This window comes from Pseudoduganella sp. HUAS MS19, from assembly GCF_053615455.1.
Genome location: NZ_CM132133.1, coordinates 5,215,735 through 5,241,721 on the forward strand (window position 1 = coordinate 5,215,735; position 25,987 = coordinate 5,241,721).

At 61.7% G+C, this 25,987-nt stretch carries 22 protein-coding genes; 20 read left to right on the forward strand and 2 right to left on the reverse strand.

The window, feature by feature from the left end; genetic code table 11:
* The first annotated feature begins 89 nt into the window (after positions 1-89).
* Both ACWBU6_RS23900 and ACWBU6_RS23905 read left to right on the forward strand, forming a co-directional pair.
* Positions 90-1,319, forward strand: coding sequence for a sensor histidine kinase (locus tag ACWBU6_RS23900; protein ID WP_452645829.1), 1,230 nt, complete (start codon positions 90-92; stop codon positions 1,317-1,319).
* Positions 1,320-1,322: 3 nt separating this feature from the next.
* Entirely contained in the window at positions 1,323-2,318 is a 996-nt protein-coding gene (locus ACWBU6_RS23905; protein ID WP_452645830.1) for a response regulator, read from the forward strand.
* A 58-nt stretch (positions 2,319-2,376) separates the two neighbouring features.
* On the opposite strand, the gene ACWBU6_RS23910 is transcribed toward ACWBU6_RS23905, so the two are convergent.
* Both ACWBU6_RS23910 and ACWBU6_RS23915 read right to left on the reverse strand, forming a co-directional pair.
* The gene (locus ACWBU6_RS23910) at positions 2,377-4,902 is read right to left on the reverse strand and encodes an ABC transporter permease (RefSeq protein WP_452645831.1); all 2,526 of its coding nucleotides are present in this window, start codon (positions 4,900-4,902) and stop codon (positions 2,377-2,379) included.
* 6 nt (positions 4,903-4,908) lie between these two features.
* A complete protein-coding gene (locus ACWBU6_RS23915) occupies positions 4,909-5,922 on the reverse strand; it encodes an adenosine deaminase (RefSeq protein ID WP_452645832.1) in 1,014 nt (337 codons plus the stop codon).
* Between the two features lie 340 nt (positions 5,923-6,262).
* Between ACWBU6_RS23915 and ACWBU6_RS23920 the strand changes: the two genes are divergently transcribed.
* The 18 genes from ACWBU6_RS23920 (at position 6,263) to ACWBU6_RS24005 (ending at position 25,986) form a co-directional block, all read left to right on the forward strand.
* Complete coding sequence (locus ACWBU6_RS23920) at positions 6,263-8,185, forward strand: PrkA family serine protein kinase (RefSeq protein WP_057260456.1); 1,923 nt, start codon at positions 6,263-6,265, stop codon at positions 8,183-8,185.
* A 49-nt stretch (positions 8,186-8,234) separates the two neighbouring features.
* The gene (locus tag ACWBU6_RS23925) at positions 8,235-9,503 is read left to right on the forward strand and encodes a YeaH/YhbH family protein (protein WP_452645833.1); all 1,269 of its coding nucleotides are present in this window, start codon (positions 8,235-8,237) and stop codon (positions 9,501-9,503) included.
* Positions 9,500-11,038, forward strand: coding sequence for a SpoVR family protein (locus tag ACWBU6_RS23930; protein WP_452645834.1), 1,539 nt, complete (start codon positions 9,500-9,502; stop codon positions 11,036-11,038). The genes ACWBU6_RS23925 and ACWBU6_RS23930 overlap by 4 nt, the downstream gene beginning before the upstream one ends.
* A 364-nt stretch (positions 11,039-11,402) precedes the next feature.
* A complete protein-coding gene (locus ACWBU6_RS23935; protein ID WP_452645835.1) occupies positions 11,403-12,065 on the forward strand; it encodes an energy transducer TonB in 663 nt (220 codons plus the stop codon).
* 87 nt (positions 12,066-12,152) lie between these two features.
* On the forward strand, positions 12,153-13,079 hold the full coding sequence (locus tag ACWBU6_RS23940; RefSeq protein WP_452645836.1) for a MotA/TolQ/ExbB proton channel family protein: 927 nt from the start codon (positions 12,153-12,155) through the stop codon (positions 13,077-13,079).
* 4 nt (positions 13,080-13,083) lie between these two features.
* Positions 13,084-13,509, forward strand: a complete 426-nt coding sequence (locus tag ACWBU6_RS23945; protein WP_452645837.1) for an ExbD/TolR family protein — start codon at positions 13,084-13,086, stop codon at positions 13,507-13,509.
* A gap of 54 nt (positions 13,510-13,563) precedes the next feature.
* Positions 13,564-13,986 carry an ExbD/TolR family protein gene (locus ACWBU6_RS23950; protein ID WP_452645838.1) on the forward strand — a complete coding sequence of 141 codons (423 nt, stop codon included), beginning with the start codon at positions 13,564-13,566 and terminating at the stop codon, positions 13,984-13,986.
* A gap of 84 nt (positions 13,987-14,070) precedes the next feature.
* Positions 14,071-15,282, forward strand: coding sequence for a tetratricopeptide repeat protein (locus ACWBU6_RS23955; RefSeq protein ID WP_452645839.1), 1,212 nt, complete (start codon positions 14,071-14,073; stop codon positions 15,280-15,282).
* A 102-nt stretch (positions 15,283-15,384) separates the two neighbouring features.
* Entirely contained in the window at positions 15,385-16,344 is a 960-nt protein-coding gene (locus ACWBU6_RS23960) for a bifunctional riboflavin kinase/FAD synthetase (RefSeq protein WP_452645840.1), read from the forward strand.
* A 53-nt stretch (positions 16,345-16,397) separates the two neighbouring features.
* Complete coding sequence (gene ileS / locus ACWBU6_RS23965; protein ID WP_452645841.1) at positions 16,398-19,256, forward strand: isoleucine--tRNA ligase; 2,859 nt, start codon at positions 16,398-16,400, stop codon at positions 19,254-19,256.
* A 50-nt stretch (positions 19,257-19,306) separates the two neighbouring features.
* On the forward strand, positions 19,307-19,819 hold the full coding sequence (gene lspA, locus ACWBU6_RS23970; RefSeq protein WP_452645842.1) for a signal peptidase II: 513 nt from the start codon (positions 19,307-19,309) through the stop codon (positions 19,817-19,819).
* A gap of 10 nt (positions 19,820-19,829) precedes the next feature.
* Positions 19,830-21,050, forward strand: a complete 1,221-nt coding sequence (gene coaBC / locus ACWBU6_RS23975) for a bifunctional phosphopantothenoylcysteine decarboxylase/phosphopantothenate--cysteine ligase CoaBC (protein WP_452645843.1) — start codon at positions 19,830-19,832, stop codon at positions 21,048-21,050.
* Positions 21,047-21,496: a dUTP diphosphatase gene (dut, locus tag ACWBU6_RS23980; RefSeq protein ID WP_452645844.1), complete on the forward strand. Its 450-nt coding sequence runs from the start codon at positions 21,047-21,049 to the stop codon at positions 21,494-21,496. Before coaBC ends, dut begins: the two co-directional genes overlap by 4 nt.
* 10 nt (positions 21,497-21,506) lie before the next feature.
* A complete protein-coding gene (locus ACWBU6_RS23985) occupies positions 21,507-22,616 on the forward strand; it encodes a M48 family metalloprotease (RefSeq protein ID WP_452645845.1) in 1,110 nt (369 codons plus the stop codon).
* Positions 22,613-23,002 carry a surface-adhesin E family protein gene (locus ACWBU6_RS23990; RefSeq protein WP_452645846.1) on the forward strand — a complete coding sequence of 130 codons (390 nt, stop codon included), beginning with the start codon at positions 22,613-22,615 and terminating at the stop codon, positions 23,000-23,002. Before ACWBU6_RS23985 ends, ACWBU6_RS23990 begins: the two co-directional genes overlap by 4 nt.
* Before the next feature lie 20 nt (positions 23,003-23,022).
* The gene (locus ACWBU6_RS23995) at positions 23,023-24,030 is read left to right on the forward strand and encodes an XdhC family protein (protein WP_452645847.1); all 1,008 of its coding nucleotides are present in this window, start codon (positions 23,023-23,025) and stop codon (positions 24,028-24,030) included.
* Positions 24,031-24,178: 148 nt separating this feature from the next.
* Positions 24,179-25,078, forward strand: a complete 900-nt coding sequence (locus ACWBU6_RS24000) for a DMT family transporter (RefSeq protein ID WP_452645848.1) — start codon at positions 24,179-24,181, stop codon at positions 25,076-25,078.
* A complete protein-coding gene (locus ACWBU6_RS24005; RefSeq protein WP_452645849.1) occupies positions 25,075-25,986 on the forward strand; it encodes a DNA-3-methyladenine glycosylase 2 in 912 nt (303 codons plus the stop codon). Before ACWBU6_RS24000 ends, ACWBU6_RS24005 begins: the two co-directional genes overlap by 4 nt.
* Position 25,987: the final 1 nt, after the last annotated feature.

Here is a 25,987-nt window from a genome sequence, read left to right on the forward strand (position 1 = left end):
GGCAATGATAGCGCATGGACGTATTGATGTGGATCAAGCATAGTGCTGATTCTGCGCAAAATGCGCCAACAAACCGCCATTATTGCCAGATGATCCGACGTCTCATCCGAACCCGGCTGCATGCCCGCAGTGCCGAGGAAATCGCCGACCTGCGCCTCGCCGCCTTGAGCTGGCTCGGAATCACCTGCTTCCCCTTGTATTACGCGATTTTCGGCTGGCTGGTGCCGCAGCCTTATGAAAACCTGATGGCGCGCGCGGCCGGCACCGCGCTGGGATTGGGCGGCCTGTGGGCGAGACGCCTGCCGCCACGGCTGCGCGACCGCTACACCCTGGTGCTGGTGACCTACGAATTGCCATTTTTCTGCACCTTCATGTTCCTGATGAATCACGCTAACGTCACCTGGTCCCAGGTGATGCTGGTGATGCTGGTGGCGCTGTTTCATTTCGACGGCCGCCTCGCCTTGCGCGCTGGCGCAATCGGCATCTCCGCCGCCGTGCTGCTGACGATTGCATTGGGGGCTGGCGACGTCATAGTCTCCACGGCGGTGCTGCAATTGCTGCCGGTGCAGTTGTTCCTGGTCGGCTGGATGTGGGTATTTTCCCAAAGCCGCAAGGCGCTGGAAGAGGAAAAGCTGGAAGGCCTGGGCGAAGGCCTGGGTGCCGTGGCACACGAAATGCGTACCCCGCTGGCCAGCCTGGATGCCAATGTGCGCGGTCTGTCGCGCATGCAGCAGCGCGCAGGACAGGAAAATCCTGCCATGCAGCAGGCGCTGGGGCGCATGCAGTATGAGGTGCGCCATATGAACCATATGATCGACCTGTTCCTGCTCAGCGCACAGGCGGTGCGGCAGAAGCTGGATCCGCACGAAACCGTGTCCATGCTCGATACGGTTGAATCGGCGCTGCGCCGCTATCCTTTCACAGGGGAGGCGCAGCGCCAGCTGGTCGCGCTGCAGGTGCGCAGCGATTTCCGCTTCGGCGGTCAGAATGAGCTGGCCATCATGCTGCTGCTGAACCTCCTGCGCAATGCAATGCAAGCGGTTCAGCGTGCCGGCAAGGGACGGGTCCGGATCGTGATCGACGGCTGCCGGCCGGTTCCGCGCGTCCTGGTGATCGATACCGGCTGCGGCATCGCACCGCACCACCTGCCGATGATTTTCCAGCGCTTCTTCACTTATCCAGAGCATAATGGCGCCGGCATCGGCCTGGCTTTGTGCCGCCAGGTGATGCAAGCGTGGCAAGCAAAACTACATTGTGTCTCCCGCGAGCACGCATATGCTATCTTTGTGCTTGAATTTCCTTCACAAGCAAGCCGTTGAACCATGAAACTGCCCGTTTACGCCCACCCAACCATGACCGTCCTGGTGGACGACAGCGATACCTTCCTTCACAGCCTGGTATTCCAGCTCGACCCCATGCAGGCAAGCGTATGCTTCCACGACCCGCTCCAGGCGCTGGAATGGTTCAAAGCCAATGCCCGCAGCAGCGAACTGCCGCTGCAGGTGGATTTCGACAACCCGAACCAGTCGGCGGAGCAGCGCAATGTGGCGGTGGACCTGGAGCAGATCTACAAGATTTCCGGGCAACGCCAGCGCTTTTCCATTCCTTCCGTGCTGGTGGTCGATTATTCGATGCCGCAAATGAACGGCGTGGCGTTTTGCCAGGCAATCCAGCACCTGCCGTGCAAGAAAATCCTGTTTACCGGCCAGGCCGATGAAAAGATCGCGGTGGACGCCTTCAACCGCGGCCTGATCGACCGCTACATCAAGAAAAGCGCGGACGATGCGCTGGACCGGCTGGAAGAGGAAGTGGCGGCGCTGCAGAAGGCGTTCTTCCAGGAGCAGTCCGAGACCCTGCTCGATATGCTGGTGCTGCACGAATTCAGCTTCCTGCGCTGCGGCGCGCTGGCCAAGGTGGTGCAGCAGTTGTACCAGGAGCATGGCTTCGTCGAGCACTACCCCTTCCCCAGCCCGAGCGGTATCCTGTTCTTCAAGGCGGACGGCTCGGCGCAGCTGATGGTGGTGGAAACGCAGCGCGGCTACGAATCGCAGGTGGAAATGGCGCGCGACAGCGGCGCTCCGCAATCGCTGGTGGAAGCACTGGAAGAAAAGCGCATGCTGCCGTTCTTCCCGCCGGACGGCATGTATTCGGACGAAGTGGGCCAGCACTGGCACCGCTACTGCAAGGCGCCGCAGGTGTGCAAGGGGCTGGAGACCTACTATTGGGCCTTGTTCGAAGTCGAACCGACCCTGCTCGATATCCAGCCCACTCCCTACGCGGAATTCCTGCGCCAGCACACGCCGCCCCTGGCCGCATAACGGCCCAGCCCGTGTCACACCTTGGGGTCAGACCCCAAGGTGTGACACGGGCACAGCCTTAAGCTTCGCGCAGCGTTTGCAGCGGGGGGTGGTTCAGCACGTTGCGCAGGCCGAGCCAGCCGCCGATCACCGCGCAGATCGCGCCTGCCAGCAGGCCTGCCAGCCAGACCCAGGGACTGAAACTCCAGGCGAATTTGAACTGGTAGGTCGCCAGGCCCCATCCCATCAAACCGGCGCCGGTGGCGGCCAGCAGGCCTCCCAGGCCGCCCACCAGCATGAATTCGATCAGTTGCGCTTGCGAGAGCTGGCGCCGGGTGGCGCCCAGGGCGCGCAACAGGCCGGCTTCGCGGCGGCGCTCGTCCTGGGAGCCCATGAGCGCGGCATACAGTACCAGCACACCGGACAGCAAAGTGAAGGCAAACAGGAATTCCACCGCCTGGATCACCTGGTCCAGTACGGATTGCACCTGGCGCAGGATGCCGCCGACGTCGATGATAGTCAGGTTGGGGAATTCGCGCGACAGTGCATTGCCGGCAGCCAGGGCGTCCTTCGGCAAGTGGTAGGACGTAATCCAGGTCTGCGGGGTGTCGGCCATCACCGCGGGGTTGATGATGACGAAGAAATTCACCCGCATCGAGCCCCATTCGAGCTTGCGCAGGCTGGTGATTTTCGCCTCCACCGGCGAGCCGGCGATATCGAAGCGCATCGTGTCGCCCAGCTTCAATCCCAGTGTCTTGGCGATGCCTTCCTCGACCGAGGCTTCTCCCGCAGTGCCGGCCATCGACCATTTGCCGGAAGTGACCTGGTTTTGCGCCGGCAGCTGCGTCATCGTCGACAGGTTGAATTCGCGCTCGGCCAGGCCTTTCGCCCGGTCGTCGGTGTAGGTCGAGCCGGTGATGGCCTTGCCGTTGACCGCCACCAGGCGGCCGCGGATCATCGGGAACATCGGCACATCCTTTACGCCGGCCGCCTTCAATCGCGCGGCGATGGCATCCTTCTGGTCCGGCTGGATGTTGATGATGAAGCGGTTCGGCGCGTCCGGCGGCATGGTATTGCGCCAGGCGGCCATCAAGTCGCCGCGCACCACGGTCAGCAGCAGCAACGCCATCAGCCCAAGCGACAGCGATACCACCTGGACCACGGTGGCGCCGGGACGGCGGCGCAGCGAGGTGAGCGCGAAGCGCCACGACTGGTGCGGGAATGCGTTGCGCAGTGGACGCAGGGCTTGCAGTCCAAGCCAGCCAACCAGGGCAAACAGCGCGAATCCAAGCAGGAAGCCGCCGCCCGTCACACCAGCCAGCTTGACGTCATTCGATTGCCACAGCAGCAATGCGCCGAAAGCAGCGATGCCAAGGCCGTAGGTCGCCAGCGCAGCCGGCCTGGGTGCAGCGGCTTCGCGGCGGATGACGCGGTTGTGCGGCACGTTGCGCAGTTGCAGGATGGGCGGCAGCGCGAAGCCGGCCAGCAGGATCATGCCGGTGGCCAGGCCTTGCAATGCAGGTAGGATAGTCGGCGCCGGAATATCGGTGGCGACCAGGCTGCCGAGCAGTTGCAGCAGGACGTAGTGGGCGCCAAAGCCGACCAGCACGCCAAGCAGGCTGCCCGCCAGGCCGACCAGCAGGAATTCAACCAGGTAAATCACCGTCACCTGGCTTTGCGTCAGGCCCAGGCAGCGCAGCATGGCGCAGGAATCGAGGTGGCGCTGCATGAAGCGGCGCGCGGCCATTGCGACCGCTACCGCAGCCAGCATGGCCGACAGCAGGCCAACCAGCGACAGGAAGCGGTCGGCGCGGTCGAGGGTGGCGCTCATTTCGGGGCGCCCTTCTTCCAGCGACTCGATCCGCACGCCGCGCACATTGTCTTTCTTGATCAAGGCTTTCAGCCACTCGCCAAACTCCTGCGCCGGCTTGGCACTGGCGGCGGGACCGGCCACCAACAGCCGGTAGCCGACGCGCGAGCCTTCCTGCACCAGCTTGGTCGCCGGCATATCGGACAGGGGAAGGAAAACGCGCGGCGCGAAGTTGATGAAACCGCCGCCCCGATCCGGTTCCGCGGCAATCAGCTGCGTCACGCGGAACTGCTTGTCGCCCAGTTGCACCGTGCCGCCGACTGTCACCTCCAGCGACGTTGCCAGCGCCGGGTCAATCCACACCGTGCCGGGCTGCGGCGCAGCAGGCGCCGGCGCGCCAATGCTTTCATTGGCTTGCGCGATGTCGGTATTTACTTTGACGCGGCCGCGCAGCGGGTAGCCGGGGCTGACGGCCTTCAGCGTCACCAGCACGGAGCGGGCGGCATCGCCCTGCCCAGCCTGGGCCATGCTGGGGAAGGCCAGCGTATCGGCTACCAGCAAGCCGCGCCGCAACGCCTCCTCGCGCCAGGCGGCAGGCACAGGATTGTCGGCCACCACCACCAGGTCGGCGCCCAGCAACTGGTGCGCGTCGCGATTCAGCCCGCTGCGCAGGCGATCGATAAAGAAACCGGCAGCCGACAGCGCCGCCACTGCCACTACCAGCGCTACCAACAGGAAGCGCAGCTGCCCGGCGCGCCAGTCGCGCGCCGTCATCCTCAAGGCTTGTCGAAACATTGATTGTCAGACCACGTTAAAGGCAGAGAAATAAGTGTCCACTTCGTCCAGGAACTTCTGCTTTTCGTCCGCTGGCAGGAAGGCCGCCTCGAAGCTGTTGCGCGCCAGCTGGTGCGCATGGGCCAGGCCCAGCGGCAGCGCGTCGAACACGGCGACGAAATTATCGTTCATATAGCCGCCGAAGTATGCCGGGTCGTCCGAATTGACCATTGCCACCAGGCCCGCGTCGAGCAGCTGCAGCAGGTTATGGTCTTTCATCTGGTCGAACACCCGCAGCTTGGTATTGGACAGCGGGCAAACGGTCAGGGGCATGCGCAATGCGGCCAGGCGGCGTACCAGCGCCGGATCTTCCAGGCAGCGCACGCCATGGTCGATGCGCTCCACTTTGAGCAGGTCGACCGCGGTCTCGATGTAGGCTGGCGGACCTTCTTCGCCGGCATGGGCCACCAGGTGCAGGCCCAGGTCGCGGGCGCGTGCGAACACGCGGGCGAATTTCTCCGGCGGGTGGCCAACTTCGGATGAATCGAGGCCGACGCCAATGAATTGATCGCGGTAGGGCAACGCAGCTTCCAGCGTGGCGAGCGCATCTTCCTCGCTCAGGTGGCGCAGGAAGCACAGGATCAGCTTGGCGCTGATCGGCCCTTCGGTGCAAGCGCGATGGATACCATGAATCACATCGCCGATCGGCACGCCGCGCGCGGTGTGGGTTTGCGGGTCGAAGAAAATCTCTGCATGGCGCACATGGTCGGCCTTGGCGCGCTGCAGATAGGCCATTGTCATGTCATAAAAATCCTGCTCTTTCAACAGTACGCTGGCGCCGGCGTAGTAAATATCGAGAAACGATTGCAGGTTGGTGAAGGCATACGCGGCACGCAGTGCATCCACCGACGGATAGGCCAGCGCGACGCCATTGCGTTGGGCCAGCGCGAAAATCAGTTCCGGCTCCAGCGAGCCTTCGATATGGATGTGCAGTTCCGCCTTCGGCATGTTTTGCACGATGGAGCGCATCTGGGTAGTCATTATTTTCTCTCTCGCGATGGACATGGATTGGCATCTTACTTCACAAGTGTGCTGCAGAGTGCAGCCAGCCGTGCTACTGTGGTGCCATATGCGAGGGGATCTGCACTGGCTTTACTACTGGCTTTACTTCTAGATCCAATAGAGCAATAATAAATTTCATCAACGTAAGATGCGTTTCGAGCCCGGCAACCATCCCCCCGCCGGCTAATAATGATCCAGCTCCGAGCCTCGGGCAATCCCTGGCAACTCAGGCAAGCTGGCAAAGCATTGAGCAGGCCTGCAGCCCACGCTTCGACTGCCGACCATGTGACTAGTAGATTTTTCATTAAAGGACATTCACATGACCATTTTTGACAACTACGCAGCACGGTATGAGCGCACCAAGGAAGAGGAAATGTCCCTCTCCGAGTACCTCGCGCTTTGCAAAAAGGACCGCCTGACCTACGCTTCGGCGGCGGAACGGATGCTGGCTGCGATTGGCGAACCGACCCTGGTTGATACGCGCAACGACACGCGCCTGTCCCGCATTTTCGCCAACAAGGTCATCAAGATTTATCCCGCCTTCCGCGAGTTCTACGGCATGGAAGACGTGATCGAACAGGTGGTCGCCTACTTCCGCCATGCCGCGCAAGGGCTGGAAGAACGCAAACAGATCCTCTACCTGCTGGGCCCTGTCGGCGGCGGCAAATCCTCGATTGCCGAAAAGCTCAAGCAATTGATGGAAGAAGTGCCGTTCTATTGCCTGAAAGGGTCGCCAGTGAACGAGTCGCCGCTCGGCCTGTTCAGCGAGGCGGAAGACGGCACCATCCTGGAAGAAGATTACGGCATCCCGCGCCGCTACCTGCGCAATATCCCGTCGCCATGGGCGGTCAAGCGCCTGCACGAATTCAATGGCGATATCAACCAGTTCCGCGTGGTCAAGCGCTACCCTTCCGTGCTGAAGCAGACCGCCATTTCCAAGACCGAACCGGGCGACGAGAATAACCAGGATATTTCTTCCCTGGTCGGCAAGGTCGATATCCGCAAACTGGAAGACTACGCCCAGGACGATCCCGACGCCTACAGCTATTCCGGCGGCCTGTGCCTGGCCAACCAGGGCCTGATGGAATTCGTCGAGATGTTCAAGGCGCCGATCAAGGTGCTGCACCCCTTGCTGACCGCCACCCAGGAGGGGAACTACAAGGGCACGGAAGGCTTTGGCGCCATCCCCTTCGAAGGCATCATCCTGGCGCACTCGAACGAGTCGGAGTGGAAGAGCTTCAAGAACAACCGCAACAACGAGGCATTCCTCGACCGTATATATATAGTGAAGGTGCCGTACTGCCTGCGCGTGACCGACGAAATCAAGATTTACGAGAAACTGCTGCACAATTCCTCGCTCGACAAGGCGCCCTGCGCCCCCGGCACCTTGCGCATGATGTCGCAGTTTGCCATCCTGTCGCGCCTGAAGGAGCCGGAAAACTCGAGTATTTTCAGCAAGATGCTGGTATACGACGGTGAAAACCTCAAGGATACCGACCCGAAAGCCAAGTCCATCCACGAATACGTGGACTATGCCGGGGTGGACGAAGGCATGAGCGGGCTGTCGACGCGTTTTGCCTTCAAGATCCTGTCCAAGGTCTTCAATTTCGACTCGACCGAGGTGGCCGCCAATCCGGTGCATCTGCTCTACGTGCTGGAGCAGCAGGTCGAACGCGAACAGTTCCCGCCGGAGACCGAGCAAAAGTACTTCTCCTATATAAAAGAGCACCTGGCCCAGCGCTATGTCGAGTTCATCGGCAAGGAAATCCAGACTGCCTACCTGGAGAGCTACTCCGAATACGGCCAGAACATCTTCGACCGCTACGTCACGTTTGCCGACTTCTGGATCCAGGACCAGGAATACCGCGACCCGGACACCGGCGAAAGCTTCGACCGCGAATCGCTGAACAACGAACTGGAAAAAATCGAGAAGCCGGCCGGGATTTCGAACCCGAAAGACTTCCGTAATGAGATTGTCAACTTCGGGCTGCGCGCGCGCGCCAATAACGGCGGCAAGAACCCGGCCTGGACCAGTTACGAGAAGTTCCGCACCGTGATCGAGAAGAAAATGTTCTCCAATACGGAGGAACTGCTGCCGGTGATCTCCTTCAACGCCAAGGCCAGTGCCGAGGACGCCAACAAGCACGCCGACTTCGTGGCGCGCATGGTGGAAAAGGGATACACGGCCAAGCAAGTCCGGCTGCTGTGCGAATGGTATCTGCGCGTGAGGAAGTCGTCCTGATCGAGAAGTGGGATAATCAGGACGCGCCAATCAAGCAGGCAGGAGGCACATGACTTACCTCATCGACCGTCGTTTGCAGGGCAAGAACAAGTCCGCAGTCAACCGCGAACGATTTTTGCGGCGTTACAAGGGCCAGATCAAGGATGCGGTCGGGCGCGCCATCAAGGGGCGCTCGATTACCGACATCGAGAATGGCGAAAAGGTGTCCATTCCCGTCAAGGACGTGAACGAGCCCTCGTTCGGCCACGCCCACGGCGGGATCTGGGAAGTGGTCAACCCGGGTAACGAGGAGTACCAGAAAGGCGACCAGATCAACCGTCCCAAAGGGGGCGGGGGCAGCGGCCGTGGCCGCGCAGGCAATAGCGACCAGACTACCGAGGATGATTTCATCTTCGAACTGTCGCGCGAAGAATTCATGAACTACTTCTTCGAGGACCTGGAATTGCCGCATATGATCAAGACCCAGCTCACGGCCACCACGGAGTTCAAGCCGCAGCGCGCCGGTTACACGGTGTCCGGTACGCCGTCCAATATCCACGTGCTGCGCTCCCTGCGCGGCGCACTGGGCCGCCGCATTGCGGTGGGCGGCAATTCGCGCAAGCGCCTGATCGAGGCCGAACGCGAACTGGAAGAGCTGCTGGTGGCCGGCGCCCCGCTCGACGAGCCGCAAGTGATCGAGCTGAAACGGCTGATCCACCACCTGCATACCCGGCTGCTGGCCATTCCCTTCATCGACCCCTTCGACCTGCGCTACTCGAACCGCATCAAGGTGCCGAAACCGATGACCCAGGCGGTGATGTTCTGCATCATGGACGTCTCCGGCTCCATGGACGAGCAGCGCAAGGATACCGCCAAGCGCTTCTTCATCCTGCTCTACCTGTTCCTCAAGCGCGTATACGACAAGATCGAAGTCGTATTCATCCGCCACCATACGGCTGCGTCGGAAGTGGACGAAAACGAGTTCTTCCACTCGCGCGAGTCGGGCGGCACCGTGGTGTCTTCGGCCCTGCACCTGTTAAACAAGATCATCGACGAGCGCTTTGGCGGCGGCAGCTGGAACGCCTATGTGGCGCAAGCGTCCGACGGCGACAACTGGGACAACGATTCCGTGCTGTGCCGGCAACTGCTGGTCAATACCATCATGCCCAAGGTGCAGTACTACACCTATGTCGAGATCACCGACGGCCCGCCGCAGAACCTGTGGGAGCAGTACGCCCAGATTCCCGAATACCACCAGCACTTCGCCATGCAAAAGATAGTCACGCCGGCCGATATCTATCCGGTGTTCCGCGAACTGTTCAAGAAGCAGCCAAAATGAACCAGATGACCAAGCGCCCCCCGCATCCACGCGCCCTGCCGGAACAATCCGAATGGACGTTTGAACTGATCGAGCAGGCGCACGAGGAAATCCGCCGTGTGGCGCAGAATTTCGGGCTCGACACCTATCCCAACCAGCTGGAGATTATTACTGCCGAGCAAATGATGGATGCCTACACTTCGGTCGGCATGCCGGTATCGTATGCGCACTGGTCTTTCGGCAAGCACTTCCTGGCAACCGAGAAGGGCTACAAGCGCGGGCAGATGGGGCTGGCCTATGAGATCGTCATCAACTCCAATCCCTGCATTGCCTATTTAATGGAGGAGAACAGCCTGACCATGCAGGCGCTGGTCATTGCCCATGCCGCCTACGGCCACAACTCCTTCTTCAAGGGCAATTACCTGTTCAAGACCTGGACCGATGCCGACGCCATTATCGATTACATGGTGTTTGCCAAGAATTACATCACCGAGTGCGAACAGCGGCATGGCATCGATGCCATTGAATTGCTGCTTGACTCCTGCCATGCGATCCAGAACTACGGCGTGGACCGCTACAAGCGGCCGGCCAAGTTGTCGCTGGCCCAGGAACAAATGAAGCAGAAGGAGCGCGAAGCTTACCTGCAGTCGCAGATCAACGAGCTGTGGCGCACCGTGCCGCGGCGCGAGGAAGAAGCGGTCGACAAGCCGGCGCCGCGCTTCCCGCCCGAGCCGGAAGAAAACCTGCTGTACTTTATAGAGAAGTACGCCCCCTTGCTGGAACCCTGGCAGCGCGAGATCGTGCGCATCGTGCGCAAGATCAGCCAGTATTTCTATCCGCAGCGCCAGACCCAGGTGATGAACGAGGGCTGGGCCACGTTCTGGCATTACACCATCCTCAACCAGTTGTACGACGAGGGCGTGGTCAGCGACGGCTTCATGATGGAGTTCCTGAAGAGCCATACCAATGTGGTGTACCAGCCGCCGGTGCACAGCCCTTATTACAACGGCATCAATCCCTATGCACTGGGCTTCGCGATGATGTCCGACATCCGCCGCATCTGCGAGAACCCGACGCCGGAAGACCGCGAATGGTTCCCCGACATCGCCGGCAGCGACTGGAAGAAGACGCTCGACTTCGCGATGCGCAACTTCAAGGATGAAAGCTTTATTGCCCAGTACCTGTCGCCGCGCCTGATCCGCGAGTTCCACTTCTTTGCTGTATTAGATGACGACAAGAACGACAAGCTGGCCGTATCGGCCATCCACGACGAGCTCGGCTACCGCTATGTGCGGCAAATGCTGGCCGACCAGTACAACCTGGGCAACCGTGAGCCTAATATACAGGTGTGGTCCGTCAATACCCGCGACGACCGCGCCCTGACACTGCGCCACACGCAGTACAACCGCCGCCCCCTCAACCAGCAGGCCAATGAAGTCCTGAAACACGTGGCCCGCCTCTGGGGATTCGACGTTCACCTGGATACGGTCGCGCCGGATGGCCAGGTGATCAGCACCATCGAGTGCAAGCGCGAGAAGCGCAACCGGGTGATCTGACGGCCGCTTTTGACATAGTTACGTCAAAGCAACACACTTCGCCAAATTTCCTTAGCTTCGCCGACCTTGTTGGCGAGCATTCTTTCGTCTTTAAGAAAAAGTGATGAAGATCAATCGCAGGGGCGAAAGAACGCTCAATTTTCTCTTGCTTTTTCTGCCAGAGCGCTTTGGCGGAGCCTGGTAACAGCCTGCCAATATGGGGCTAAGGGCATGAAATTTAAACGGTTTTCGGGACAAAATTCTATGCAAAAATCCAAAATTCGTATGTATAATTCGCCGACGTCCCGGATGCGGCTGTAGCTTTGTGTCGCCATTTTGGGGGTTTAAAGTAGCAACACAAGAGTTGGTATTGGAGAAAGCAGGCATGAATTTCAGTGATAACGAGAAAATTGCCGGGAAGAAGAACTATACGGGCATCGCGTTCGTGATAGTCCTGCACCTTGTAGTCGGTTACGGCATGGTATCCGGCCTGGGCAAGCGCATGATCAGCAAGATGATCGAACCGGTGGAGACCAAGATCATCGAGGAGGTTGCCCCACCTCCGCCAAAAGAACTGCCGCCACCACCACCTCCACCAGAGATGAAGGCCCCCCCACCGCCATTCATTCCTCCGGTTGAAGTGAACGTGCAGCAACCGCCGCCAGCGCAGAACGTGATCGCCAACGCGACCAACGTGAAGCCTGCAACCACCGATATTCGCCCAGCCCCTCCGGCACAACCAGCACCACCTGCCCCAGCGGCGACCGGTGTTCGTACCCCGGCTGTGGTCGACTTCAGCACCTGCGCCAAGCCGGAATGGCCGAAGTCCTCGCTGCGTAACGAAGAGACTGGCACCGTGACCATGTCCTTCCTGATCGGTGTCGACGGCAGCGTCGCGCAGGCAAAAGTAGTGAAATCTAGTGGTTTCCGTGATTTGGACAAGGCTGCCCAAACGGGTATCTCCAAGTGCAAATTCAAGCCGGCCACCGTGGACGGCGTACCGCAAGAAGGCTGGCAACAGATGCAATACGTCTGGACGCTGGAATAAACCTGAGACAGAACACCGTCTCGCAACTAAGTAAGTCCGTTGTCGTTTAAGCCAGCGAACTGATTATTTTTCAAATTTGGAGGAAGCATGTTTAAGAATACCCGTTTGTCCGCTGTACTGGCCGCTGTGCTGTTCTCGGTGACCGCAGCTACCGCCCTGGTAAGCGCCCCAGCCATGGCTGACGCGCCTGCCCCGGCAGCTTCGGCCCCAGCTGATGCAGCAGCAGCCCCAGCAGCTGACGCGGCCGCAGCACCAGCAGCTGAAGCAGCTGCGCCAGCAGCCGAAGCTGCACCAGCAGCAGCTCCAGCTGCCGGCGCCAAAGAAGAAGCGGAAAACCCATTCGGTATCGCCGCAGTGTGGGATGGCGGCTTCGTTGACCGCGCTACCCTGATCATCCTGTCCATCATGTCCATCGGTTCCTGGTACATCATCGTGACCAAGCTGATCGACCAGCAGAAGATCTTCAAGCAGCACAAGGAAACCACCGCCAAGTTCTGGAAAGCATCCTCGATCGCTGCCGGTACCGCGACCCTGACCGAAGGTTCCCCATTCCGCTTCATCGCTGAAACCGGCACCAAGGCCACCGCTCACCACGACGGCGCCCTGCTGGAACAAATCGACCTGTCGACCTGGGTAACCATGTCCATCCAGCGCGCTGTGGACAAGGTGCAGTCCCGCCTGTCCGATGGCCTGTCCTTCCTGGCAACCGTTGGTTCCACCGCACCGTTCATCGGTCTGTTTGGTACCGTTTGGGGTATCTACCACGCGCTGACCAACATCGGTATGTCCGGTAACGCGTCGATCGACAAAGTGGCAGGTCCTGTGGGCGCCGCACTGATCATGACCGCGTTCGGCCTGCTGGTCGCAGTTCCAGCCGTTCTGGGTTACAACTGGCTGCTGCGTCGTAACAAGACCGCAATGGAAGACGTGCGTTCCTTCTCCGCAGACGTGCACTCCGTGCTGATCTCCGGCGCAATGTCCACCTCCGCTGCCGCATCCAAAAAAGTAGGTTAATACCATGTCGATGTCTGTAGGCTCCGAAGGCGGAGAAGAGCAGCTTAACAGTGAGATCAACACGACTCCGCTCGTGGACATCATGCTGGTTCTGCTGATCATCTTCCTGATCACGAGCCCGGTCGTTCTCAAACTGCAGAAGATCAACCTGCCGGCCGAGATCAACCAGGCAATCCAGACCAAGCCAGAGAACGTCAACATCGTTGTCAACAAGGATGGCGACATCTACTGGAACCAGAAGAAAATGCGCGACGCTAATGAGCTGTTCGATTTTCTGAAGTTAGAAGCGGTGAAGATGCCTCAGCCTGAGGTTCATGTGCGCGGCGACAAAGACGCGAAATATGAATCGATCGGCCGCGTGATCTACACTACCCAGCGCGCTGGCATCCAGAAGGTCGGTTTCATCACCGAACCGCCTGATAAGATGTAAGAACAAGCCGCCCCCGGCACTTTTGGGGGCGGCCTTCTGAAAAGGAAACAATTCATGAGTATGAGCGTAGGCAGTTCCGGCGGCGAAGCGGAACCGATGATGGAAATGAACATGACGCCGATGATCGACGTCATGCTCGTTCTGATCATTCTGCTGATCATTACCATTCCAAAAGCAAACCACTCGGTCAACCTGAACATGCCGGTCGGCACCCCGCCGCCGCCAACCAGGGAACCTGTGGTTGTGACGATTGACGTCGACTTCGACGGCACCATCCTGTGGGACAACGTGGTGGTACCTGACCGCCCTGCCCTGGAAGCCAAGCTGATGAACGTAGCAGCACAGGCTGACCAGCCTGAAGTGCACCTGCGTCCCAACAAGCTGGTTAACTACAGCGTGGTGGCAGGCGTGATGGCTTCGGCCCAGCGTCTCGGCGTCACCAAGATCGGTCTGGTCGGCAACGAGCAGTTCCAGTAAATAATTGGTCCAACACACCCTTTATTTTCCCAAATAGGCAGGTTATCCTGCCTATTTCGCATTCTGAAGAAAGAAATTTATCCCATGACCAAGTTTCGTCTTGCACATCTCGGCCTGGTAATGGCCGCAATCGGTTTCAATGCTGCCGCCCCGATGCTGGGCCTGTCGTCGGTCGCGCACGCGCAGACCGTGCGCGCCGAAGTCGGCAAGCCGCTGCAGGAAGCCCAGAAGCTGGCGTCCTCCGGCCGCCACAAGGAAGCCCTGGCGAAACTGAAGGAAGCAGACGCTGTCGGCAACAAGTCGGAACTGGAAAAGTTCCAGATCGAGTACACCCGCGGTTCCGCAGCTGCCGCTGCCGGCGAGAATGAGACCGCCGCCCGCGCCTTCGAGTTCGTGCTGGCATCGGGCAAACTGTCCCCGGCCCAGGCACCGAAAATTACCGAAGCCTTGGCCAGCATCTACCTGCGCGCCAAGGATTATCCAAAAGCCATCACTTACATCCAGAAGGTCCTGAAAGACAATCCGGGCAATGCCCAGATGAAGGAACAACTGATCCAGACCTACTACCTGAGCGGCAAACTGAACGAGGCGGCACGCGAACTGCAAGGCGCCAAATCCGAAGGCAGCCTGCAGATGCTGGCCAATATCCAGCTGAAGCAGAACGACAAGGCTGGCTACGTGCAGACCCTGGAAAAGCTGGCAGCGTCCTATCCGAAGGCATCCTACTGGGCCGACCTGCTGAACCGCGTGGTCGGCAAGCCAGGCTTCTCCTCGTCCCTGAACCTGGACGTGATGCGCCTCAAGCTGGCCCTGAAGCAGATCGCCAAGCCGGCCGAATTCATGGAAATGGGCCAGTTGGCCTTGCAAGCCGGCAATCCGGCTGAAGCCCTGAAGATTGTCGACGAAGGCTACAAGAAAGGTGCCCTGGGCACCGGCGCCGACGCCGGCCGTCACCAGCGCTTGAAAGACCTGGCGGCCAAGACCCAGGCCGACCTGCAGAAGAACGCTGCCACCCAGGAAGCCAACTTCCGCAAGGAGAAGGATGCCGATGGCCTGGCCAACCTGGGTTATGCCCTGGTTTCCGAAGGCAAAGCGGACGGCCTGAAGCTGATCGAGGAAGCGATCAAGATGGGTAGCGCGCGCAAGCCTGAAGAGATGAAGCTGCACTACGGCGTGGCACAGTACATCGCCGGCAAGAAGGCTGCTGCCCTGAGCACCCTGAAGTCGGTGAAAGGCAGCGCTGGCGAGCCGGAACTGGCCCGCTACTGGACCATGTACATTAACAACCCGGTCTGAACAAAGCCGGGCTGAGCCAAGAAAAGCGCTGCCTGCACCCGCAGGCAGCGCTTTTTTGCTTTCATCTCGTATAATCAAGCATTTACGCCCAACAACAGAAGCATGAAGGTATTTCGCGGACTTCCCAATGCAGCGGCGCGTGCGCCCTGCGCCCTGACGATCGGCAACTTCGACGGTGTCCACCGCGGCCACCAGGCGTTGCTGGCGCGCGTACGCGCGGCCGCCGATCGCCTGGGGCTGGAATCGGCCGTCATGACCTTCGAGCCGCATCCGCGCGAATTCTTCGCCCGCAAGATGGGCGACATGTCGAAAGCCCCGCCGCGCATCGCCAACCTGCGCGACAAGTTGCAGGCGCTGGAAAACAATGGCGTCGACCGCGTGATCGTCGAACACTTCTGCGACGCCTTTGCCGGCCAGTCGCCGCAAACCTTCGTCGAGAAGGTGCTGGTCGAAGGCCTGCACGTGAAATGGCTGATGGTGGGTGACGATTTCTGCTATGGCGCCAAACGCGCCGGCAACGTCGCCCTGCTGGCCGAAGCGGGCAAGCACTACGGCTTTGAAGTCGAAGTGCTGCCCACCGTGCGCAATGGCGAAACCCGCATTTCCTCCTCCGCCGTGCGCAGCGTGCTGGCGCAAGGCGATTTCCCGCATGCACAGGCACTGCTGGGCCATCCCTACTCCATTTCCGGCCACGTGATCCACGGCGCCAAGCTGGGACGCGATATCGGCTTCCCGACGCTGAACCTGCGCGTACCGCACCGCCCTGCCCTCTCCGGCATTTTCATCGTGCAGGTGCACGGCCTGGGCCCGCAGCCCTTGCCGGCAGTGGCCAGCCTCGGTGTGCGCCCGACCGTGGAAGACGCCGGCCGCGTGCTGCTGGAAGTCCATGTCTTCGATTTCGCCAAAAGCTGCTACGGCAAGGTGGTGCGCGTCGAATTCCTGAAAAAGATACGTGACGAAGAAAAGTTCATTGACCTGCCTACCCTGGTCAAAGCCATCGAGCGCGACGCCGACCAAGCGCGCGCCTTCTTCGCCGCCAACTCCGTGACTGACCGAATTTAGGCGCTGCCCGACTCCGCAAGCGCCTACCGAAATACAAACTTAAAGCATTCATCATGTCTGACAACAAAGCAAACAAGAGCAAATACCCGGTCAATATGACCGAGACCCCATTCCCGATGCGCGGCGACCTGGCCAAGCGCGAACCGGGCTGGGTCAAGCAATGGCAGGACAAGAAGATCTACGAACGCGTCCGCAAGGCATCGGCTGGCCGCCCGAAGTTCGTGCTGCATGATGGTCCTCCATATGCCAACGGCGACATCCACATCGGCCACGCCGTCAACAAGATCCTGAAGGACATCGTCGTGAAGTCGCGCACCCTGGCCGGCTTCGACGCGCCGTACGTGCCGGGCTGGGATTGCCACGGCATGCCGATCGAGATCCAGATCGAAAAGCTGTTCGGCAAGAACCTGCCGACCGCCGACGTGCTGGCCAAGGCCCGTGCCTACGCGCACGAGCAGGTTGAGCGCCAGAAGAAGGACTTCATCCGCCTGGGCGTGCTGGGTGAATGGGACAACCCATACCTGACCATGAACTACGGCAACGAGGCCGACGAGCTGCGCGCCCTGGGCAAGCTGCTGGAGAAGGGCTACGTCTACCGCGGCCTGAAGCCGGTGAACTGGTGCTTCGATTGCGGCTCCGCCCTGGCCGAAGCGGAGGTGGAATACCAGAACAAGCGCGACCCGGCGATCGACGTCGGCTTCGCCTTCCATGAACACGACAAGCTGGCAACCGCCTTCGGCCTGCCTGCCCTGCCGGCCGGCGACGGCTTCGTGGTGATCTGGACCACCACCCCCTGGACCATCCCGTCCAACCAGGCCCTGAACATGCACCACGAGGTGACCTACGCGCTGGTGCAGACCGAGCGTGAAGGCAAACCCCTGCTGCTGATCCTGGCCAAGGACCTGGTGGCATCCTGCCTCGAACGCTACAAGCTGGAAGGCTCGGTCGTTGCCACCGCCACCGGCGACAAGCTGGCCGGCATCGCCTTCAAACACCCGCTGCATGCGCGCGACGCGTTCTACGACCGCCTGTCGCCGGTGTACATCGCCGATTACGTAACGACGGAAAGCGGTACCGGCGTGGTGCACTCCGCGCCGGCCTACGGCCAGGACGACTTTATCTCCTGCAAATCGCACGGCATGAAGGATGACGAGATCCTGAAGCCGGTGATGGGCGATGGCAAATACATCCCTTCGCTGCCGCTGTTCGGCGGCATGAGCATCTGGGAAGCCTCGAAGCCGATCTGCGAAGCGCTGCGCGAAGCAGGTGCCCTGTTCGAGCTGAAGATGTTCGACCACAGCTACATGCACTGCTGGCGCCACAAGACCCCGATCGTCTACCGCGCCACCTCGCAGTGGTTTGCCGGCATGGACATCCAGCCGCTCGATGGCGGTTCCACCCTGCGCGAAACGGCGCTGGAAGGCATCGAGGCCACGGAGTTCTTCCCGGACTGGGGCAAAGCACGCCTGCACGGCATGATCGCCAACCGTCCGGACTGGACCCTGTCGCGCCAGCGCCAGTGGGGCGTGCCGATGGCGGTGTTCGTCCACAAGGAAACCGGCGAGCTGCACCCGCGCACCGCGGAACTGCTGGAGCAAGTGGCCAAGCTGATCGAGCAAGGCGGCATCGACGCCTGGCAAGCGCTCGACCCGGCTACCCTGCTGGGCGCGGAAGCCGAGCACTATGTGAAGAACAAGGACACCCTGGACGTTTGGTTCGACTCCGGCTGTACCCACCAGACCGTGCTGCGCGGCTCGCATCCTGAGCAATCGCATTTCCCGGCCGACCTGTACCTGGAAGGCTCCGACCAGCACCGCGGCTGGTTCCACTCCTCCTTGCTGACCTCTTCGATGCTGAACGGCCGTCCGCCGTACAAGGCGCTCTTGACCCACGGCTTCGTGGTCGACGGCGAAGGCAAGAAGATGTCCAAGTCGATCGGCAACACCGTCGCGCCGCAGAAAGTGTCCGACACCCTGGGCGCCGACATCCTGCGCCTGTGGGTCGCCGCCACCGACTACACCTCCGAGCTGTCGATCTCCGACGAGATCCTGAAGCGCGTGACCGAATCATACCGCCGCATCCGCAACACCCTGCGCTTCCTGCTGGCCAACACCTCGGACTTCGACCCGAAGGCCAATGCCGTGCCGGTTGCCGAGCTGTTGGAAATCGACCGCTACGCCCTGGCCAATATGGCCGCGCTGCAGAAGGAACTGTCCGCTCACTACGAGCGCTACGAGTTCCACCCGGTCGTCTCCAAGCTGCAGAACTTCTGCTCCGAAGACCTGGGCGGCTTCTACCTGGACATCCTGAAAGACCGCCTGTACACCAGCGCGGTGGACTCGAAGGCGCGCCGTTCCGCGCAGACCGCACTGTGGCACATCACCCAGTCGCTGCTGCGCCTGATGGCACCGGTCCTGTGCTTCACCGCCGAAGAGGCGTGGGCATCGTTCGCCGGCGAGGAAGCCTTCAAGGCCAGCGACGAAACCATCTACACCCAGACCTGGTGGCAGTTGCCTGAACTGGCAGATGCCGAAGTCCTGATGGCCAAGTACGCAACCCTCATCGCCGTGCGCGCCAACGTGACGAAGCAGCTGGAAGAACTGCGCGGCTCCGGCGCGATCGGCTCCTCGCTGCAGGCGGAGCTGGAGATCAAGGCTGCCGGCGAGAAGTTCAAGGTACTGTCCTCGCTGGACGACGACCTGAAGTTCATCTTCATCACCTCGCTGGCCAAGGCTGTCGAAGTGGCATCCGAAGCGGATGAAGCGGTGAACGTGGCGGCATCGACCGCGCAGAAATGCGAGCGCTGCTGGCACTACCGCGCAGACGTCGGTTCGCACGCCGACCATCCTGGCCTGTGCGGCCGTTGCCACGCCAATCTGTTCGGCGCCGGCGAGTCCCGCAAGTTCGCCTGAAATGGCTTTGCCGCCGCGCTGCTGCGCGGCGGCCCTCACCTTGAATCTACATGGCCACCAAAAAGACCACCACCTTCAGCAGCAAACCCGCTTCCGGCAGCATGGCCCCTTGGCTGGGCATTGCCTTCATCATCATCCTGCTCGACCAGCTTACCAAGATCACGGTCAACAAGCTGTTCGTGTACGGCGAAGAAAAAGTCGTCACCAGCTTCTTCAACCTGGTCCTGGCCTACAACAAAGGCGCGGCGTTCAGCTTCCTGGCCAATGAAGGCGGTTGGCAGCGCCACTTCTTCACGGCGATCGGCGTGTTCGCAGCGCTGTACATCATTTACCTGTTGATGCGCCACAGCGGCCAGCGCATGTTCTGCTGGGCCTTGTCCCTGATTCTGGGCGGCGCGGTCGGCAACGTGATCGACCGCATCTGGCACGGCCACGTGATCGATTTCCTGGACTTCCACTGGCGCGGCTTCGGCCATTTCCCGGCCTTTAACATCGCCGACACCGCCATCTGCATCGGCGCCGCACTGTTCGTACTGGACGAGCTGCGGCGCGTGAACAAGTAGGAGCCGCACTATGGAACTGACTGGCAAAAAAATCGTCCTCGGCCTGTCCGGCGGCGTCGCTTGCTACAAAGCCGCTGAACTGTGCCGCGCATTGAGCAGGGAAGGCGCTTCGGTACAGGTCGTGATGACGGACGCCGCGACCCACTTCATCACGCCGGTGACGATGCAGGCGCTGTCCGGCAAGCCGGTCTTCAGCAGCCAGTGGGATCCGCGCGTGAACAACAATATGGCCCACATCGACGTCACGCGCGATGCCGACGCCATCCTGATTGCGCCCTGCTCCGCCGACTTCATTTATAAGCTGGCGCACGGCGTCTGCGACGACCTGCTGTCGACCATGTGCCTGGCCCGCCCAAGCCGGGTGCCGCTGCTGATTGCGCCGGCCATGAATGTTGAGATGTGGTCCAACCCGGCCACCCAGCGCAATGTCGGGCAGGTGCGCGAAGACGGCATCACGGTCTTCGGCCCTGCCGCCGGCGACCAGGCCTGCGGCGAAGTGGGCCTGGGCCGCATGCTGGAACCGGAGCAGCTGCTGGCCGAAATGATCGCCGCCTTCCAGCCGAAAGTCCTGGCCGGCAAGCGTATCCTCGTCACCGCCGGCCCGACCTTCGAAGCCATCGACCCGGTGCGCGGCATCACCAATCTCTCCTCCGGCAAGATGGGCTATGCCGTAGCGCGCGCCGCACGCGAAGCCGGCGCCGAGGTGACCCTGGTGTCCGGCCCGACCGCGCTGGCAACGCCGTTCGGCGTGGAGCGCCACGACGTCAAGAGCGCGCAGCAGATGTTCGACGCCGTGATGGACCATATCGGCGGCCAGCACGTATTCATCTCGGTGGCCGCGGTAGCCGACTGGAAGGTGCTGAACCCGAGCGCGCAGAAGGTCAAGAAAACCGGCGACGGCAGCGTGCCGGAACTGAAGTTCGAACAGAACCCGGACATCCTGGCCAGCGTTGCCACCCGCACCAGCCTGGCCGGCTGGCCTTACTGCGTGGGCTTCGCCGCCGAATCGGAAAACCTGATCGAATACGGCGCCTCCAAACGCGAACGCAAAGGCATTCCCCTCCTGGTCGGCAATATCGGCCACAACACCTTCGGCCAGGACGACAACACCATCATCCTGTTTGACGAACACGGACACACCATCCTGCCGCGCGCCGACAAGCTCACGCTGGCGCGCCAGCTGATTTCCGAAATCGCCAAACGCATCGACAAGAACTCGCTCTTCCAATGAAAACTGTAGACGTCAAGATCCTCGACCCGCGCATGAAAGACCAGATGCCGGCCTATGCAACCCCCGGCAGCGCCGGCCTCGACCTGCGCGCCTGCATCGATGCGCCGCTGGTGATCGAGCCCGGCCAGACCGTGCTGGTGCCAACCGGCCTGGCCATCCACATTGCCGATCCGGGCTATGCCGCCATGATACTGCCGCGTTCGGGCATGGGCCACAAGAACGGCATTGTTTTGGGGAATCTGGTAGGCTTGATTGACTCCGATTACCAGGGACAATTGATGGTGTCTACCTGGAACCGGGGCTTCAACACGTTTACGCTGAACCCAATGGAGCGCCTGGCGCAATTGATCATCGTGCCCGTGCTGCAGGTTGGCTTCAAGGTGGTCGAAGACTTCGAGGCCAGCGACCGCGGCGCCGGAGGTTTCGGCAGCACAGGCAAGCACTGAGGAAATATCTATGGCAGTAGAGCAACGCAATCAATCCCCTTCGCCGGCCCGCCGGCTGACCTGGCCCGCGATTGCGGCCGCGCTCCTGCTCTCTGCCTGTTCAACGATCCAGCCTGACGGCGCGCCTGCCGCACCGCTGGAGCCGGTCGCGCCGGCGGCACCTGCCGCCCCGGTGGTGACGCCGCAAATGCAGGCCGCACGCGACAACCTGAAGGTGATCGCCGGCCTGCAGGAACGCCTGTACCGCATTGCCGCCCCGCTGCTGATCAACAACGCCGACCTGTGCAAGGCACAGGCGCGCAACCTGCTCGGCTTCACCGCCAAGAACAAATACTCCTACCCTGGCGAATATGCCGATGCCTCGGCCGCCGTGCTGGGCTACGACGAAGTGCTGCAAGTGTCCGGCGTGCTGGCCGGCAGCGGCGCCGCCAAGGCCGGCCTGCGCAAGGGTGACGACCTGGTCGCCGCCGGCGGCAAGCCGCTGCCGCGCGGCCGCGATGCCGAAAGCAAGGCCGCCGCCGTCTTCGGCCCGCTGACCGCCAGCAGCGCCACGCTGAACATGACCATCGCCCGCAACGGAAACAACCAGACACTGAACGTGCCGGTGACGCGCGCCTGCGCCTTCCGCGTCGACCTGGGCAACTCGGACAATGTGAACGCCTACAACGACGGCAGCCGCGTCATGCTCACGCGCGGCATGATCAACTTCGCCCAGAACGATGAAGCGATCGCCTACGTGATGGCGAAGGAACTGGCGCATAACATCCTGGGCCATGCCGGCTCCATGCGCAGCACCGCCACCATGGCCAGCATCATCGACAACCTGGCTTCGGTGCGGCCCGACCTGACCATGCTGGTCGGCAGCGCCGGCGTGCGCCCGATGCCGTCCGATTACGATGTGGCGGCCGACAACCTGGCGCTGTACATGCTGGCGCGCGCCGGCTACAACATCGGCAATGCCCGCAGTTTCTGGCAGCGCCTGTCCAGCCAGTATCCGGCGACGGCGCTCAACGGCTACACCGCGATCCACCCCAACGTCACCGCCCGCCTGGCCGCGATGGACCGCAGCGTTTCCGAAATCAAGGCCAAGCAGGCCGCCAAGCGCCCGCTGCTGCCATGAAGACCCCGGTCCTGCTGCTCGCCCTGGCGCCCGGCGTGGCGCTGGCGGGCCCCTGGACCACGGTCGGCAAGGACAAGGACGGCACCCTGCTGCTGGACAGTAAATCCGTGCGCAGCGTCGCCGAAGGCCGCAAGGCCTGGACCATGGAAACCTTCCGCAAGCCGCAGACTGCACCGGACGGCAAGATGTACCTTTCGGTGCGTTCGCAGCACCTGTATGCCTGCGACGCGGGCACCCGCACCCTGCTCAGCCAGACCTTCCACGCCGATGTCCTGGGCAAGGGCGAACCGGCCGCCACCTTCAAATACGAAGCCTACGATCCCGAAACGATTGCGCCCGGCAGCCTGCCGGAAAAGGCCCTGCAGGCCGTCTGCAAAAAGCGCTGACCCTTGCTATAGTTCGGTGCATGGACAGCATCGACCTCGAAGTACTCAAGACTTGCTCCGCATGGCTGGCGGCGGGGCACCGCTGCCAGCTGGTCACGGTCATCCGTACCTGGGGCTCCAGCCCGCGCCCGGTTGGCGCCACACTCGCCATCTGCGACGACGGCCGCGTGGTCGGCTCGGTCTCCGGCGGCTGCATCGAAGATGACCTGATCGAGCGGGTGCGCAAGGAAGGCATCGTGCGCGCAATGCCCGACGTTGTCAGTTACGGCATCAGCGCCGACGAAGCGCACCGCTTCGGCCTGCCCTGCGGCGGCACCATCGAATTGGCGCTGGAGCCGCTTGGCCCGCACAGCCAAATCGACGAATTGCTGGAGCGCCTGGCCGGACATGAACTGGTAACCCGCACGCTCAACTTGGGCAACGGCGCCGTCGCACTGGAGCGCGCCCGTCCCGGCGCCGTGCTCGAACGCAGAGGCGACCTGCTGGTCACCCAGCACGGCCCGCGCTGGCGGCTGTTGATCATCGGCGCCGGCCAGCTATCGCGGATGCTGGCGCAGATCGCCAGCGCGATGGATTACCACGTCACGGTCTGCGACCCGCGCGAAGAATACCGCGCCGGCTGGACGCTACCGGACGTACCGCTGGTGCACGCCATGCCGGACGACCTGGTGCTGGAAATGCAGCTCGACTCGCGCAGCGCAGTAGTCGCGCTGACCCACGACCCCAAGCTGGACGACATGGCCCTGCTGGAAGCGCTCAAGTCCGACGCCTTCTACATTGGCGCCATCGGCTCGCGCGCCAACAACAGCAAGCGGCGCGAACGGCTGTTGCAGTTCGACCTGACGGAAGAACAGATCGCCCGCCTGCACGGCCCGATCGGGCTGTACATCGGCAGCAAAACGCCGCCGGAAATCGCCATCTCCATCCTGGCTGAAATGACCGCGGTAAAAAACGGCGTCCCCCGGGTACTGCAGATCAACCACGCCGCCGCCCTCGCCAGTGCCCCCGGCCCCGCCTGCCCCACATGAATTCAATAGCAAGAACCGGCTTGCCACCGCCCAGCCCGTGTCACACCATGGGGTCACACCCCGAGAGTGACACGGACTCCTCAGTGAAGCGCTTGAGCCCGTGTCACACTTAGGGTGTGACCCCATGGTGTGACACGAACTGAACAGTATGAATACTTCGAACCTTCTCAAATTGATTTTGCTGGCCGCCATCTGGGGCGGCTCTTTCCTGTTCATGCGGATTGCGGCGCCGGTGCTGGGGCCCGGGGTGTTGATCGAGTACCGCGTGACGTTTGCGGCGATGTTCCTGGCTGTGGTGGCCCTGGTGCTGCGCAAGCGGCTTGACCTGGGCAGGCATTGGAAACATTACCTCGTGCTGGGCTTCTTTAACTCTGCCCTGCCCTTCCTGCTGTTCGCCTTCGCGGCTAAAACGCTGACTGCCTCGGTCCTGTCGGTGCTGAATGCGACCGCGCCCATCTGGGGGGCGATCGTTGGCGCCGTGTGGCATCGCCATATGGTTTCCGGGCGTGTGATGCTGGGACTGGCCTTGGGCACGGCAGGTGTCGCCATGCTGGTCGGCTTTGACCACGCCAGCAGCAAGGCGGGCGCGGGACTGGCCATCGCCGCCGCCACCCTGGCGGCCTTCAGCTACAGCATCGCCACCACCTACACCAAGGTGGCCAAGTCGGCACAGGGCGTGGAACCATTCGCCAATGCCCACGGCAGCATGTGGGCGGCGGCCTTGCTGACCATTCCGTCCCTGGCGATCTTTCCGCAGCCGGGCGAGCCGACCATCGGCATCATGGGCGCTGCCCTGGCGCTGGGCGTGCTATGCAGCGGTATCGCTTATCTGCTGTACTTCGGGCTGGTGCGCGACGTGGGGCCGACTTCGGCGCTGACCGTCACGTTCCTGAACCCCCTGTTCGGTATCCTGTGGGGCGCGCTGTTCCTGCATGAGGTGGTCGGCTGGTACACCGTTGCCGGTGCCGCCATCGTCATCGCCGGCACCATGCTGGTTACCGGCTACAAAGTCAGGCTGCCCTGGATGCAAAAGACCGAGGCCGTATGAAGCATACGTTTTCCCTTGCCCTGCCCGTCGCCTATCGCGTGCAGGATGTCCTGTCCTTCCACAGCCGCGATGCCGAAAGCGTGGCGGAACACGTGAGCCCGGAGACGATTCGCAAGGGCATGCTGCTGTGCGGCGTGCCGGTGGTGCTGGCCGTTACGCTGGCGCAGGGGCGCGAACGCTGCATCGCCTGCGAAGCCGATTTCGACCTTCCGCGTGCCCGCAAGCTTCCTCCTGGGCTGGCGGCGCAAGCCGAAGCCGCGGCGCGCAACATCCTCGGCCTGCACATCGATCCGGCTCCTTTCGTTGCGTTCGCACGCGGGGACGAGCTGCTTGGCCCTCTGGTCGCTCGCCAGCCCGGCCTGCGGATCGTGCAATCGGCAACCGTTTTCGAAGCCTTGACCTGGGCCATCATCGGCCAGCAAATCAATCTGTCTTTTGCGATTGCGCTGCGCCGCACTTTCATCCTGCAGGCGGGGCGCCAGCACAGAAATGGCCTGTGGTGCTATCCGGAAGCCGCAGATGTGGCCAAGCTTGCGGCCGAAGACCTGACCACCCGCAAATTCTCGCGCGCCAAGGCCGAGACCCTGATCCGCTTGGCCCAGCTTGTCGCCAACGGCGATCTTGATATCGAACAGCGCGAGGACAACCCGCTCACCGCCATCTGCCGCAACCTGCTGGCGGTGAAAGGCATCGGGCCGTGGACAGTCAACTATGCCCTGCTGCGAGGCTACGGCTACGCCGACTGCTCGCTGCACGGCGACGTGGCTGTTCGCGCTGCGCTGCAGCGCTTGCTGGGCGAAGAGAACAAGCCTGACATGGCGCGCACCGAAGCCCTGCTGCAGCGCTACGCTCCGCACCGCACGATGGCGGCGGCCCACTTGTGGGCCAGCCTGGCTCTCGAGGCCTGAA

What these genes read in the sequence shown, in the direction of transcription:
- ACWBU6_RS23935 (WP_452645835.1), top strand. Translation starts at nt 11,403, where the DNA reads ATGAATTTCAGTGATAACGAGAAAATTGCCGGGAAGAAGAACTATACG.
- ACWBU6_RS23905 (WP_452645830.1), top strand. Translation starts at nt 1,323, where the DNA reads ATGAAACTGCCCGTTTACGCCCACCCAACCATGACCGTCCTGGTGGAC.
- ACWBU6_RS23945 (WP_452645837.1), top strand. Translation starts at nt 13,084, where the DNA reads ATGTCGATGTCTGTAGGCTCCGAAGGCGGAGAAGAGCAGCTTAACAGT.
- ACWBU6_RS23985 (WP_452645845.1), top strand. Translation starts at nt 21,507, where the DNA reads ATGGCAGTAGAGCAACGCAATCAATCCCCTTCGCCGGCCCGCCGGCTG.
- ACWBU6_RS23910 (WP_452645831.1), bottom strand. Translation starts at nt 4,902, where the DNA reads ATGTTTCGACAAGCCTTGAGGATGACGGCGCGCGACTGGCGCGCCGGG.
- ACWBU6_RS23920 (WP_057260456.1), top strand. Translation starts at nt 6,263, where the DNA reads ATGACCATTTTTGACAACTACGCAGCACGGTATGAGCGCACCAAGGAA.
- ACWBU6_RS23955 (WP_452645839.1), top strand. Translation starts at nt 14,071, where the DNA reads ATGACCAAGTTTCGTCTTGCACATCTCGGCCTGGTAATGGCCGCAATC.
- dut (WP_452645844.1), top strand. Translation starts at nt 21,047, where the DNA reads ATGAAAACTGTAGACGTCAAGATCCTCGACCCGCGCATGAAAGACCAG.
- ACWBU6_RS23995 (WP_452645847.1), top strand. Translation starts at nt 23,023, where the DNA reads ATGGACAGCATCGACCTCGAAGTACTCAAGACTTGCTCCGCATGGCTG.
- ACWBU6_RS23915 (WP_452645832.1), bottom strand. Translation starts at nt 5,922, where the DNA reads ATGACTACCCAGATGCGCTCCATCGTGCAAAACATGCCGAAGGCGGAA.
- coaBC (WP_452645843.1), top strand. Translation starts at nt 19,830, where the DNA reads ATGGAACTGACTGGCAAAAAAATCGTCCTCGGCCTGTCCGGCGGCGTC.
- lspA (WP_452645842.1), top strand. Translation starts at nt 19,307, where the DNA reads ATGGCCACCAAAAAGACCACCACCTTCAGCAGCAAACCCGCTTCCGGC.
- ACWBU6_RS23940 (WP_452645836.1), top strand. Translation starts at nt 12,153, where the DNA reads ATGTTTAAGAATACCCGTTTGTCCGCTGTACTGGCCGCTGTGCTGTTC.
- ACWBU6_RS23930 (WP_452645834.1), top strand. Translation starts at nt 9,500, where the DNA reads ATGAACCAGATGACCAAGCGCCCCCCGCATCCACGCGCCCTGCCGGAA.
- ACWBU6_RS23900 (WP_452645829.1), top strand. Translation starts at nt 90, where the DNA reads ATGATCCGACGTCTCATCCGAACCCGGCTGCATGCCCGCAGTGCCGAG.
- ACWBU6_RS23990 (WP_452645846.1), top strand. Translation starts at nt 22,613, where the DNA reads ATGAAGACCCCGGTCCTGCTGCTCGCCCTGGCGCCCGGCGTGGCGCTG.
- ACWBU6_RS24000 (WP_452645848.1), top strand. Translation starts at nt 24,179, where the DNA reads ATGAATACTTCGAACCTTCTCAAATTGATTTTGCTGGCCGCCATCTGG.
- ACWBU6_RS23960 (WP_452645840.1), top strand. Translation starts at nt 15,385, where the DNA reads ATGAAGGTATTTCGCGGACTTCCCAATGCAGCGGCGCGTGCGCCCTGC.
- ACWBU6_RS23950 (WP_452645838.1), top strand. Translation starts at nt 13,564, where the DNA reads ATGAGTATGAGCGTAGGCAGTTCCGGCGGCGAAGCGGAACCGATGATG.
- ACWBU6_RS24005 (WP_452645849.1), top strand. Translation starts at nt 25,075, where the DNA reads ATGAAGCATACGTTTTCCCTTGCCCTGCCCGTCGCCTATCGCGTGCAG.
- ileS (WP_452645841.1), top strand. Translation starts at nt 16,398, where the DNA reads ATGTCTGACAACAAAGCAAACAAGAGCAAATACCCGGTCAATATGACC.
- ACWBU6_RS23925 (WP_452645833.1), top strand. Translation starts at nt 8,235, where the DNA reads ATGACTTACCTCATCGACCGTCGTTTGCAGGGCAAGAACAAGTCCGCA.